This is a genomic window from Pseudomonas sp. P5_B2 (assembly GCF_056400445.1).
The window spans coordinates 1-11130 of the sequence record NZ_JBFULH010000121.1; the positions used below are offsets into that span (position 1 = coordinate 1).

The 11130-nt window shown below is 58.8% G+C and carries 12 protein-coding genes and 2 pseudogenes; 6 read left to right on the forward strand and 8 right to left on the reverse strand.

From position 1 onward, the window contains the following. From AC1DRJ_RS12510 to AC1DRJ_RS12530, 5 genes and pseudogenes are all read left to right on the forward strand, one after another. A pseudogene (locus AC1DRJ_RS12510) lies at nucleotides 1–226 on the forward strand (tetratricopeptide repeat protein); the annotation flags it as partial. Between the two features lie 297 nt (nucleotides 227–523). Further along, complete coding sequence (locus AC1DRJ_RS12515; protein WP_477802433.1) at nucleotides 524–1030, forward strand: site-specific integrase; 507 nt, start codon at nucleotides 524–526, stop codon at nucleotides 1028–1030. Between the two features lie 27 nt (nucleotides 1031–1057). After that, the gene (locus tag AC1DRJ_RS12520) at nucleotides 1058–1423 is read left to right on the forward strand and encodes a hypothetical protein (protein ID WP_477802424.1); all 366 of its coding nucleotides are present in this window, start codon (nucleotides 1058–1060) and stop codon (nucleotides 1421–1423) included. Between the two features lie 25 nt (nucleotides 1424–1448). Then, a complete protein-coding gene (locus AC1DRJ_RS12525; protein ID WP_477802425.1) occupies nucleotides 1449–1742 on the forward strand; it encodes a hypothetical protein in 294 nt (97 codons plus the stop codon). A 67-nt stretch (nucleotides 1743–1809) separates the two neighbouring features. Next, nucleotides 1810–2247 carry a hypothetical protein gene (locus AC1DRJ_RS12530; RefSeq protein WP_477802426.1) on the forward strand — a complete coding sequence of 146 codons (438 nt, stop codon included), beginning with the start codon at nucleotides 1810–1812 and terminating at the stop codon, nucleotides 2245–2247. A gap of 384 nt (nucleotides 2248–2631) precedes the next feature. Here AC1DRJ_RS12530 and phnE (AC1DRJ_RS12535) read toward each other — a convergent pair whose 3' ends face one another. Genes phnE (AC1DRJ_RS12535) through AC1DRJ_RS12550 form a run of 4 tightly spaced genes read right to left on the reverse strand, consistent with a single transcriptional unit; the run spans nucleotide 2632 to nucleotide 5862 of the window. Continuing rightward, nucleotides 2632–3399 (reverse strand): phosphonate ABC transporter, permease protein PhnE, encoded by a 768-nt coding sequence (phnE, locus tag AC1DRJ_RS12535; RefSeq protein ID WP_477802427.1) that lies wholly within the window; start codon nucleotides 3397–3399, stop codon nucleotides 2632–2634. Further along, nucleotides 3396–4223, reverse strand: coding sequence for a phosphonate ABC transporter, permease protein PhnE (gene phnE, locus AC1DRJ_RS12540; protein ID WP_477802428.1), 828 nt, complete (start codon nucleotides 4221–4223; stop codon nucleotides 3396–3398). Before phnE (AC1DRJ_RS12540) ends, phnE (AC1DRJ_RS12535) begins: the two co-directional genes overlap by 4 nt. Further along, nucleotides 4217–5014 (reverse strand): phosphonate ABC transporter ATP-binding protein, encoded by a 798-nt coding sequence (locus tag AC1DRJ_RS12545; protein ID WP_477802429.1) that lies wholly within the window; start codon nucleotides 5012–5014, stop codon nucleotides 4217–4219. Before AC1DRJ_RS12545 ends, phnE (AC1DRJ_RS12540) begins: the two co-directional genes overlap by 7 nt. Then, nucleotides 5011–5862, reverse strand: a complete 852-nt coding sequence (locus AC1DRJ_RS12550; protein ID WP_477802430.1) for a putative selenate ABC transporter substrate-binding protein — start codon at nucleotides 5860–5862, stop codon at nucleotides 5011–5013. The genes AC1DRJ_RS12545 and AC1DRJ_RS12550 overlap by 4 nt, the downstream gene beginning before the upstream one ends. Nucleotides 5863–6206: 344 nt before the next feature. On the opposite strand from AC1DRJ_RS12550, the gene AC1DRJ_RS12555 reads away from it, so the two are divergent. Next, complete coding sequence (locus tag AC1DRJ_RS12555) at nucleotides 6207–7007, forward strand: alpha/beta fold hydrolase (protein ID WP_477802434.1); 801 nt, start codon at nucleotides 6207–6209, stop codon at nucleotides 7005–7007. Here AC1DRJ_RS12555 and AC1DRJ_RS12560 read toward each other — a convergent pair. The 4 genes and pseudogenes from AC1DRJ_RS12560 to AC1DRJ_RS12575 form a co-directional block, all read right to left on the reverse strand. Continuing rightward, the gene (locus AC1DRJ_RS12560) at nucleotides 7004–8776 is read right to left on the reverse strand and encodes an acyl-CoA dehydrogenase C-terminal domain-containing protein (protein ID WP_477802431.1); all 1773 of its coding nucleotides are present in this window, start codon (nucleotides 8774–8776) and stop codon (nucleotides 7004–7006) included. The two genes, AC1DRJ_RS12555 and AC1DRJ_RS12560, sit on opposite strands and share 4 nt — an antisense overlap. 68 nt (nucleotides 8777–8844) lie before the next feature. Next, nucleotides 8845–10516 (reverse strand): annotated as a pseudogene (locus AC1DRJ_RS12565) (cation acetate symporter). After that, nucleotides 10516–10842: a DUF485 domain-containing protein gene (locus AC1DRJ_RS12570; RefSeq protein ID WP_477802432.1), complete on the reverse strand. Its 327-nt coding sequence runs from the start codon at nucleotides 10840–10842 to the stop codon at nucleotides 10516–10518. The pseudogene AC1DRJ_RS12565 and the gene AC1DRJ_RS12570 overlap by 1 nt, the downstream one beginning before the upstream one ends. 125 nt (nucleotides 10843–10967) lie before the next feature. Beyond that, the coding region (locus AC1DRJ_RS12575; protein WP_477802435.1) for an AMP-binding enzyme at nucleotides 10968–11130 on the reverse strand (163 nt) is incomplete at its 5' end.

The following is an 11130-nucleotide window of genomic DNA, read 5'->3' on the forward strand; positions in this document are numbered from 1 at the left end:
GGACAAAAATCTCGGCCTGGCTCTGCTTATACAGTCGGCAACCATGGACAACTCGCCCACAAACAAAGCCAAAAGTAACATTGCAGCGACCAGGGGTTTAACCACCAACATGTACACAACAGCCCAGACACTTTCGGATGAGCTAGGCCACGCCAAAAATCTGCTGATACCGCTAGATCAATACTTGAAAACCACGACGACTACCGCTGGCGGCGAATCGCAATAGGCTGAAACGCGTCCTCCGGAATAGAGGGGACGCAGGTAGCAAATTACCGCTCGCCAATAAGGGGCAGACCACGGTTTTGCGACATTTCGATTTAAACGTAATCGCCCCTGGTTTTGTAGTCACTACCTAATCTCATTACGGCCGTACCACCGGCCGCTTTCGGTCAGGAGAAGTCAGTCGGAAAGAAATCGCAACGATGAGACCGCAAGACCATACGACGCGCTACTTCGCTTCGCCCTGGACAATTCAAGCACCTGGTCCGAGTTGCATCCTGGCCGTCTGCCGGAGTGTGACGTGATGCTGCTATGGCTCACTCATACCACTGGCATTCGCGTCACCGAGCTAGCGTTGCTGGAGGTTGGCGATGTCCTGTACCCCAGCGGCGCAATCAAGCCCGAGGTGTACTTGTGTGCGGACATTACCAAGGGCTGTCGACCTCGAAATGTGTATCTCACTCACGTCCGTTGCCTTGCTGCGCTCGATGCGTGGCTAGCTATACGCCTCCAGCGCCGCTGGGGGATGTCCGGCACTGATGAGTATGGGTTTCGCCCTGGTTCAGAATTGGTCATGACGCACAAGGGGCAAGCCTTTGAACTGGCATTCAAGAACCGTCAATTGGACAGTGGGGAGGTGGTCTATCGGGCTCGCGATGCTCTGCAGCAGACGATCACTAGGCTTTACCATCAGGCCGGTATCAAGCAGGGGTCGTCGCACAGTGGTAGGCGTTCACTGGCAGCGAAGGTGCTGGCTGCTACAGTAATTTCTACGCTCATGATCGCTCAGGAAAGGAAGGAAGCTGCATGACAGCCACAGTAGAAAAAAGCAATCAAGATGTTGAGCAGTATCGTCAATGTGTCAACGGGGTTGCTTCACCCGAATGATATGAATAAAGCTCGTGAGCTTTTCAGCATCCTGCACAGTAATGGCGAGGTACTGACTAAAAGTGAAGTTTCACAATCAGCGGTGTCATATGGTTGGAGCGGTAAGGATGCTGGTTTCGGAACTTGCGGACTACTCAGGCCTGCGCGACGAGTTCGAGATTTACCGCGTGACGATTCATCTACGGAGCGGTTGAGCCTTACACGGATGCACGTTGAAATGATGCTCGATTGGCTCGATGGCCACTATGCGAAGCGGCCTGAGTTTGAAGAAGTACGGCGTTTGCTCGCAGAGCAGACCGGCACCGCAACCGCATAGGAAAATCGCCCAGAGGGCACCACTGATGAGCGATGTTGAAAAGTACGACCTGTCCCATCACCTGGAACAAGCGGTTCAGGAACTGGATGCTGATTCAATTGGCCTGGGCCACAACATGTATGACGCCACGCTGGAACAGCTTAACGAAATCGTGGCCTTCTCCGAGCGGTTGAAAGAGGGGGCGTTGGTCGAAATGTATCTGCGGGAGCGAAAGGCTAATGGCGTCGATGCTCGGCATCTGATTTTGCCCCCAAAGGTCTATGCCGGATACAACCCGAAAAGTTACGGTAAAAGTTCGCTGCGTACCACTGGCCTGTGATTGGGCCTTTGTCAGCAACTCATGTAATGGATAACAACCTCACATCCTAGTAGACAAGGAGACAAGCATGGCTGGCGAGCTTTATGTAGAGTCCATCAGTAGCAGTGACGTGGATAACCTCGTCCGGTATGGTGGAGAGTTGATAGAATCCGTATTCCACTCGGACAAAAGTGACTTGGCTGTTCTGTATACTCGGGCAGCCCTTGCTGTCGGGGCGCAAAATAGAACAAACCTGCCAGCACACTGCTACATCCGCTTTACGCAAAACAAAACCACGCTGATGGATGTCCTTCGGATGGGCAGGATACTGAATCAGACCTCTCGTCCTCCGGTCATCGTTTCAACAAGGCAGACCCTTGCTGGCTGGGCTGGGCTCGATGATATCCAAAAGGCACAACTACTCTGGACAGAGCTTGGCAGAGCAGCTGTAACGCTCGAGTTCTACAAGGTCGGCCTTTCAACCGTGAATTCCTACTACAAGGACTTCACCATGGTTCCAGAGTAAATTCGACAGACAAAGCAAACAAGCCGAGTTGTTCAGGGGTGCCTGCAAGCCCCTGGTTTCCAGCACGGCACGCTGGAGCAAGCAGTACACGACTGCACTGGCTAAAATGCCGATGAAATGAACATGAATAACCCAAGATTGAAATTGTTCGGCATGTCACCCAAAGCATTGGTTATTACCTTTGCTTTGGGCATTGCACTGATGCTCGTGTTTAGCATCTGGATCGGCCTGCTTCCCGTCGTGATCATATCTGGCGTAATCCAATATCGGAACTATCGAGCAGGTCGACCAGAGGCTGCGTATGAGGTCACTGAAAACGGCACTGGAAGAAAACGTCTGTGGATTCAACCGGTCGATGCAACACAACTAAATCCTGCGAAAAAGTCAGGCCTTGACCCAGCGTTGACGGCTCCAGCTGCTCAATGTATCGACGGCCAATACGAGTAACAGCATGGCCAGAATCACCGTGCTGGCTTGAGCTTCCTGGAACAGGCTGAGGCTGACATAGAGCATCTGCCCCAAACCACCGGCGCCGACGAAGCCGAGCACACTGGCCATGCGGATATTGTTTTCCCAGCGGTACAGGATGTAGGCCAGTAGCTGTGGCAGCAGGTTGGGCAGTGTGCCGTAACAGAAAGCCCATACGGCATTGCCGCCCTGCAGGCGGATGGCGTCGGCCGGTTCTGGTGGAGTGTTTTCCAACGCTTCGGCGAATAGTCGGCCGAGCACGCCGGTGGTGTGCAGGGCTAATGCCAGGGTACCGGCATTGGGGCCCAGACCGGCAGCAAGGACCATCAGCGCAGCCCACACCAGTTCCGGAACCGCGCGCAAGGCGTTGAGCACCAGGCGCGACGCGCTCTGCAGTGGCCAGCCGAAGCGCCCCGCTGCGGGCAATGCCAATAGCAGACCGAGTCCCGCCGCGAGCAGGGTGCCAAGGGCGGACATGGCAATGGTTTCCAGGGCGCCGTGACCGATGGCTTGCAGATGGCCCGCGCTCAGGTCCGGGCTGAGAAAACGCTGCGCATAAGCGCCCATATGATGCAGGTTGCCGGTGTCGCCGAGTTCGCCGAGGTCGATGCCCAGGTAGCTGAACGAGGCGACCACCGCTGCGCCGATGCAGAGCAACAGTGCCAGGTTGATCAGGCGATTCATGCCAGCCTCCAGCGCAGCAGGCGGCTGAGTTGATCGGCGAGCAGTACCAGTACAAGGAAAGTCAGTAACAAACTGGCCACTTCACCGCCGGCGAACATGCGCAACGACAGATCCATCTGTTGGCCCAGACCGCCGGCACCGACGAAGCCCATCACCACCGAGGCGCGGATTGCGCATTCCCAGCGGTACACCGTGTATGACAGTAGCTCCGCAGCGACATTGGGCAGTATCCCGTAGCAAAAGGCGGCGAGCCGACTGCTGCCGGACTGCAGAAGCGCATGGGCCGGGCGCTGGTCGACCGACTCGAAAATTTCCGCGTAGACCTTGCCCAACATGCCGCTGTAGGTAATGGCGATGGCCAGTACCCCGGCAGTCGGGCCGAGGCCGACGGCGCGCACGAACAGCAGGGCCCAGACGATTTCCGGCACGCTGCGCAGGAAGATCAATAAACCGCGTACAGGCCAGCGCAGCAGTTGGCCCCAATAGCTCGGGTGGCCGGCACGGGAGGCAGCAGACAGCGACAGAGCACGACTGGCCAGCAGGCTGGCGGGGACAGCCAACAGCAACGCCAGGGCCATGCCGGCCGTGGCGATGGCCAAGGTCTGCAGGGTGGCTTGCAACAACAGCTCAATGAATTCCTCGCCATGAGCCGGTGGCCAGAAGGCTGATACAAACCGGCCCATCTCGCTCTGGCTGTCACTCGCCACCAGTACGCTCAGGTCCAACTCGCTGAAGCGGATGCCTGGCCAGAGCAAGGCAAGGGCCAGCAAGGTGATCAGCAGGCGGGGCCGGGTGGCCGGGTCTCGGGTATCACGGGTCAGCATCGGGGAATCTGCACACTCAAGGGCGGCGGAGCAATCGGTGGGGATTGCAGTTGTTCGTTGGCGTAGAGCTTGTCGAGCAACTCGCGGTCGACTTCGCTGGCCGCAAGGTCGAACAGAATCTGTCCATCACGCAAGCCGATGATCCGCGAAAAGTTCGCCAGGGCCAGGTCCACCGCATGCAGGCTGGCGACCAGGGTGACGTTGTGCTGCCGGGCATGGCGACAGAGCACCGAAAGCGTGTGCTGGGCCAACACCGGGTCCATGGCCGATACCGGCTCATCGGCCAGCAACACCTCGGGCGCTTGGTATAACACGCGGGCAATGCCCACGCGCTGTAGCTGTCCACCGGACAGTTGCTGGCATTGCGCGAACAACTTGTCACTCAGGTCCAGCCTGGCCAATGCCGCGCGTGCGCCTGGAATATCCAGTGGATGCAGCAGGTTCAGCAGGCTCTTGCCCAGCCCCCACTGACCCAGCTTGCCGGCCAGAACCGCGGTGACCACGCGCTGGCGCGGTGGCAGGGGGGGCGACTGATGAACCAGACCGATGCGCGCGCGCAGACGCTGACGCTGACGGGCTGAAAGCTGCCAGGCTCGCTCGCCGAGTACCTGCAGCTCGCCGCTGCCCGGTCGCAGGGCAGTGGCCAGCAGGTTGAGCAGGCTCGACTTACCCGCGCCGGACGGGCCGATGATGGCGACCTGTTCGCTGGCACCGATGTGCAGGTCCACGCCACGCAGCGCCTGGACGCCGTTGGCGTGGGTAAGGCTTACCTGGGTCAGATGCAACGTCATTTCAGCAGGTCGGCGGCGCGTGCGGCTTCCTCGATGCCCTTGTAGTTCTCAGGCTTGGTTTCGATGAAGCGGCTGGCGGCCTGCAGGTCCAGAATCTCCTTGTCCTTGGGGTTCGCCGGATCGAGAGCCAGGAAGGCTGCCTTTATCTTGGCCGCCAGCGCAGGGTCGAGGGTCCCGCGCACCGTCCAGTTGTAGTCGAAGTAGGCCGGGGTGGTCGCAAACACTTTGACCTTGTTCGTGTCGACCTTGCCGGCGGCGACCAGTTTTTCCCATACGCTGGCGTTCAGTACCCCGGCGTCCACCTTGCCGGCCTGGACCCAGGCGACAGTGGCGTCATGGGCGCCGGAGTAGCCCACGCGACTAAAGTAAGTTTCAGGCTTGATGCCATCCTTGAGCATAAAGTAACGCGGCATAAGACTGCCCGACGTGGAGGACACCGAACCGAATGCAAAGGTCTTGCCCTTGAGGTCGGCTAGGGACTTGATGGCCGGGTCGGCGGTGATGAATTTGCTGGTGAATTGAGCGTCCTGTTCGCGCTGAACCAGCGGAATGGCATTGCCGGTTTTCAGGCGTGCCTGCACGAACGTGAAGCCGCCCAGCCAGGCCAGGTCGATTCGGTCGGTAGCCAGCGCCTCGACCACGGCCGGGTAGTCGCTCACGGGCACGAACTCGACTTTCATGCCCAGCTGTTGTTCCAGATAGGCACCAAGCGGCTGGAACTTGCGCAGCAGTTCGGTAGGGGCTTCATCGGGAATCGCACTGACTTTCAGGGTGTCGGCGGCCTGCGCCAACAGGGTGCCAAATGACAGGGTCAAGCCGACGGCCAATGCCAGGGTACGCTTGAGCATGGAACTTCTCCGGTGCATTACGAAAGAATGTCGAGGCGCCTGGCACACGCTGATTGGTGCCTGGCGCTTTGTGAGGGTAGACGAAAAGGTGCGAAATTGACTGCTTTTGGCCCGATTGCGATCTATCGAAAAGACGCTCATGTGTCGTCATAAGGGGGGGGCGTCATTTCGACCCGCCATGGTACGTGTATGCAGCCGGGACGGACAGCAACGATATCTCGATGATTCCCAGAGCCAAGCCAACAAATATCCGCCTTTTTTGCACGGCAACCGCCAGACGCTGTCTTAACTGCGGGTAGTCCAAGGGGGAAATCATGACAACGCACACATTAACCATTAAAGAAATGCAGTTGAACGTTTCAATCCGCGGCCAAGGCTCGCCGCTGCTCTTGCTCAACGGCTTGGGTGGTTTGATCCGTACCTTCGATCCCCTGCGCGATGAACTGGCGGACTACAGGACCATTACGCTGGACGTGCCCGGGGTCGGCAAATCGCAAATGCCACGCTGGCCGATGCGTCTGCCGCGCCATGCCGACCTGATCGCCGAGATGCTCAAGCAATTGGGAATCGAGCAGGTCGATGTGTTCGGCGTGAGTTGGGGCGGTGCATTGGCGCAAGAATTCGCCCTGCGTTACCCGGGCATGGTGCGCCGGTTGATCCTCGCGGCGACCTCGGCCGGCCCGGCGATGCTGGTGAAGCCCGCCGACATCCTGGATTTTTTTGGCAGGAGCAAAAGCGTCAAATCGCGCACGCAAGAAGGCTCGCGCAATTCGATACAGACGCTGCTGCGTTTCGGTGTGGTGCACGGCATGCTCACGGTCAACCCGCGAACCTATTACCACCAGCTCACCGCCTTGGTCGGCTGGACCAGCCTGCTGCGGCTGTTCCGTCTGCGCCAGCGCACGCTGATCCTCACCGGCGAACGCGACACCTTGGTGCGGCTATACAACGCGCATATCCTGCGCCGCACCATTCGCCGTGCCGAGCTGCACGTCCTGCAGGGCGAGGGGCATTTTTTCGTGGTGACCAGCGCCAGGCGAACCGCCGAAGCGATACGCGAATTCCTCTGCCGGCCGTACAGCGATGAAGAGCCCGCGTCGATGATCGCCAACGGCGTGTTCAAGCCACGCTTGCTTAATCGTTAGAACTGTTCCGCGCTCAGGCCATACAACGAGTCACTGCCCGCCCTAATGGATTGTTCCAGGCTAAGAATGCGCGGTAGCAAGCGGTGGATGTAAAAGTCGGCAGTGGCGATTTTCGCGTCGTAAAAATCCGGGTCTTCGCTGCGCTTTTGCCGGGCCACCTGAGCCATACGCGCCCAGAGCCAGGCGTAGGCGACGTAACCGAACAGGTGCAAATACTCCACCGAGGCAGCGCCGACTTCATTGCGGTTGGTTGCCGCCCTATCCTGTAGCCAGTCGCTGATGTTCTCCAGCCGCTGCACGGCATCGAGCAGTTGAGTGGGGTAGGGTGCATCGGGCTGAGCGGCGAAACGGCGAATCTCGCCGGTGAACTGGCGGAGCACGATACCTTTGTCGGCGAGCACTTTGCGTCCGAGCAGATCCAACGCCTGGATGCCATTGGTGCCTTCGTAAATCTGTGCAATGCGCACATCCCGGACCAATTGTTCCTGGCCCCATTCGCGGATGTAGCCATGGCCGCCGAAAACCTGCTGGCCATTGATGCAGCTTTCCAGACCGGTGTCGGTAAAAAACGCCTTGGCCACCGGCGTCAGCAGCGCAACCAGGTTCTGTGCAGTATCACGTTCGCTGGCATCGTCGGAAAACTTCGCCAGATCCAGTTGTTGCCCGACATAACTGGCGAACGCGCGGCCGCCTTCGGTCATGGCTTTCATGCTGAGCAGCATACGTCGCACATCGGGGTGAACGATGATCGGGTCGGCCAGTTTGTCCGGGGCCACGGTGCTGTTGGGTGCGCGACTTTGAATGCGTTCACGGGCGTAGGCGACGGCGCTCTGGTAGGACGCCTCGGCACAGCCAATTCCCTGAATGCCGATGGACAGGCGTTCGTAATTCATCATGGTGAACATCGCCGCCAAGCCTTTGTTCTCTTCACCGACCAGCCAGCCACTGGCGCCATCGAAGTTCATCACGCAGGTGGCCGAGGCCTTGATGCCCATTTTGTGTTCGATCGAGCCGCAACTTACGGCGTTGGCAGCGCCGAGGGAACCGTCGGCATTGATCAGGACTTTAGGCACGACAAACAGCGAAATGCCTTTCGGGCCAGCAGGCGCGTTCGGCAGCTTGGCCAGTACCAGATGAATGATGTTCTCGGTCAGGTCCTGATCGCCACCGGTGATGAAAATCTTGCTGCCGGTGATCTTGTAGCTGCCGTCAGCCTCAGGTTCGGCGCGGGTGCGGATGAGCCCAAGGTCGGTGCCCGCATGGGCCTCGGTCAAGCACATGGAGCCGGCCCAACGGCCTTCATACATCGGTGGCAGATAAAGGTTTTTCAGGGTGTCACTGGCGTGGGCATCCAGCGCCAGGCAGGCACCGGAACTCAATGCTGAATACAGCGCAAAACTTGAGTTGGCGCCGTAGAGCATCTCTTCGAACTGCACGGCCAGCATTTTCGGCATGCCCATACCACCGAACTCGGCGTTACCGGACAGCCCCACCCAACCGCCTTCGATGTAAGTAGCGTAAGCCTGTTTGAAACCGATGGGGGTAGTGACTCGCCCCTCATGCCACAGCGCGCCTTCTTCGTCGCCGCTGCGATTGAGGGGCGCAATCAGGTGCGAGGTGACTTTTGCCGCCTCCTCAAGAATGGCGTCTGCCGTGTCGGTGTCGATGTTGTCGGCCATGGCCGGCAGGCGCGCCCACAGGGCCGGGGCGTCGAACACTTCGTGCAGCACAAAGCGCATGTCGCGCAGCGGGGCTTTGAATTCGGGCATAACGTAAACCTCGTTGGGACGGTTGTGTCACGGGCACAGCGCCGCACAGGCGGGCCGTGCCCTTGCAGTCAATGGCTCGAAGCGGCGGCAGCGCCAAGGCCGGTCTGAGCTCGAACGAATTGGTCGGCGTAGGCGTCACGTTCTTTGTCGGCGCGCGCACTGCGGTCGAGTCTGGACACCACGACGATCACGATGAAGGCCAGCGGCATGGAGAACAGGGCGGGGTGGTCGTACTGGAAGATCGCTTTAGCATGACCGAGTACGGTTACCCAGACAGGTGGCGACAGGATGACCAGTGCCAGTGCGCAGATCAGGCCGGCAAAACCGCCCAGGATCGCACCTTTGGTCGTCAGGCCTTTCCAGTACATGGCCATGATCAGCACCGGGAAGTTGGTCGAAGCGGCGATGCCGAACGTCAGGCCCACCAGAATGGCGACGTTCATCTTCTCGAACACAATGCCCAGCAGAATCGCGATGATGCCCAAGCCTACAGTGGCCATGCGGGTCACGCGCATTTCCTGTTTCTCGTTCGCGGTGCCTTTCTTGTACACAGTGGCATAGAGGTCATGGGAAATCGCCGAAGCACCGGCCAGCGCCAGACCGGACACCACCGCAAGGATGGTCGCGAACGCTACAGCGGCGAGGAAGCCGAAGAAGAGATTGCCGCCGACCGCTTTGGCCAGGTGCATGGCAACCATGTTGCCGCCGCCAATCAATGCACCGCCGACTTCGCCATTGACGTAGTACTGCGGATCGGTGCCGATGATCACCATCGAGACAAAGCCCAGGGTGCAGACCACGAGGAAGAAGAAGCCGATGAACCCGGTAGCGTAGAACACCGACTTGCGGGCTTCCTTGGCGCTAGGCACGGTGAAGAAACGCATCAGGATGTGCGGCAGGCCGGCAATCCCGAACACCAGGCCCAGCGACATCGACACGGTGTTTATCGGGTCGGCGAGCATTGAGCCTGGGCCCATGATGTTCCAGCCACTGGCGTGAACCTTGACGGCTTTATCGGCCAGGGTTTCATAGCTGAAACCGAACTGCGACATGGACATGATCGCGAGGGTGGTGCCACCCACGAGCAGCAGTACAGCCTTGATGATCTGGACCCAGGTTGTGGCGATCATTTCCGCCGAAGATCACGTAAATCAGCATCAGCGCGCCAACGATCATCACCGCAATCGGGTAGTCGAGGCCGAACAGCAACTTGATCAGTTGGCCGGCACCGACCATCTGCACGATCAGATAGCAGCACACCACCGTCAGCGAGCCGAAGGCTGCGAAGATCCGTACTTTGTTCTGGTCCAGTCGATAGGAAACGATGTCAGCGAAGGTGTAGCGCCCCAGGTTTCGCAGGCGCTCTGCCATCAGGAAGGTAATGATGGGCCAGCCAACGAAGAAGCCGATGGTATAGATAAAGCCATCGTAACCCTTGGCGAATACCAGGCTGGAAAGCCCCAACAGGGTAGCTGCGGACATATAGTCGCCGGCAATCGCCAAGCCATTCTGAAACCCGGTGATACCACCGCCCGCCGTGTAAAAGTCCGAGGTGGATTTGGTTTGGCGCGCGGCCCACCAAGTGATGGCCAGCGTGCCAAGGACGAACACGAAGAACATGCCGATCGCATTCAGGTTCAGTGGTTGCTTTTCCACCACACCCATCGTCGGTGCAGCCAGCGCAATGGAGGCTGGCAGCAGGCCGGTAGCGGCGAGGATCAGTTTGCGCAACAGAGTCATCACTTGCTCTCCTCGAGAATGGCTGCGCCCAATGCGTCAAAGCGAGTATTGGCGTTGTAGACATACCAACCGGTCAGTAACCAGGAAAACACGATGATTGCCGCGCCAACCGGCATGCCCATCGTCAACATCTGATGTTCGCCGAGCGGTGCATGCAGCCACTGGGGGGCAAACGCCACCACCAGCATGAACAGGTAATAAGAACCCAATACGATGGCGCTCAACGTCCAGGCCAGGCGTGAACGGCTGCTCACCAGTTGAATGAATTTCGGATTGCGCCGAATGCGTTCGCAACGTTGCGTATCGGTTGAATGAATGTCGCTCATCAGTAGCTCCACATTGTTTTTGTTATCGGTACGTATGGGCAGGGCACAGCCGAATTCGGCGTGCACGAACCCGAAGCAGCAGGTCAAACACCTGCTGCTTGATGGATGCGTTATCAGAGTGGGGGTTAGAGCGCCTTGGCGCGGTCGCGCAAAAAGTACTTCTGGACTTTGCCTGTGGAGGTCTTTGGCAGAAGCGTGAAAACCACTGTGCGCGGTACTTTGAATCCGGCCAGATGCTCGCGGCAGAAACTGATGATGTCAGCCTCGCGAACGTCCTGATGATCAGCC

What these genes read in the sequence shown, in the direction of transcription:
- AC1DRJ_RS12515 (WP_477802433.1), top strand. Translation starts at nt 524, where the DNA reads ATGCTGCTATGGCTCACTCATACCACTGGCATTCGCGTCACCGAGCTA.
- AC1DRJ_RS12520 (WP_477802424.1), top strand. Translation starts at nt 1,058, where the DNA reads ATGTTGAGCAGTATCGTCAATGTGTCAACGGGGTTGCTTCACCCGAAT.
- AC1DRJ_RS12525 (WP_477802425.1), top strand. Translation starts at nt 1,449, where the DNA reads ATGAGCGATGTTGAAAAGTACGACCTGTCCCATCACCTGGAACAAGCG.
- AC1DRJ_RS12530 (WP_477802426.1), top strand. Translation starts at nt 1,810, where the DNA reads ATGGCTGGCGAGCTTTATGTAGAGTCCATCAGTAGCAGTGACGTGGAT.
- phnE (WP_477802427.1), bottom strand. Translation starts at nt 3,399, where the DNA reads ATGAATCGCCTGATCAACCTGGCACTGTTGCTCTGCATCGGCGCAGCG.
- phnE (WP_477802428.1), bottom strand. Translation starts at nt 4,223, where the DNA reads ATGCTGACCCGTGATACCCGAGACCCGGCCACCCGGCCCCGCCTGCTG.
- AC1DRJ_RS12545 (WP_477802429.1), bottom strand. Translation starts at nt 5,014, where the DNA reads ATGACGTTGCATCTGACCCAGGTAAGCCTTACCCACGCCAACGGCGTC.
- AC1DRJ_RS12550 (WP_477802430.1), bottom strand. Translation starts at nt 5,862, where the DNA reads ATGCTCAAGCGTACCCTGGCATTGGCCGTCGGCTTGACCCTGTCATTT.
- AC1DRJ_RS12555 (WP_477802434.1), top strand. Translation starts at nt 6,207, where the DNA reads ATGCAGTTGAACGTTTCAATCCGCGGCCAAGGCTCGCCGCTGCTCTTG.
- AC1DRJ_RS12560 (WP_477802431.1), bottom strand. Translation starts at nt 8,776, where the DNA reads ATGCCCGAATTCAAAGCCCCGCTGCGCGACATGCGCTTTGTGCTGCAC.
- AC1DRJ_RS12570 (WP_477802432.1), bottom strand. Translation starts at nt 10,842, where the DNA reads ATGAGCGACATTCATTCAACCGATACGCAACGTTGCGAACGCATTCGG.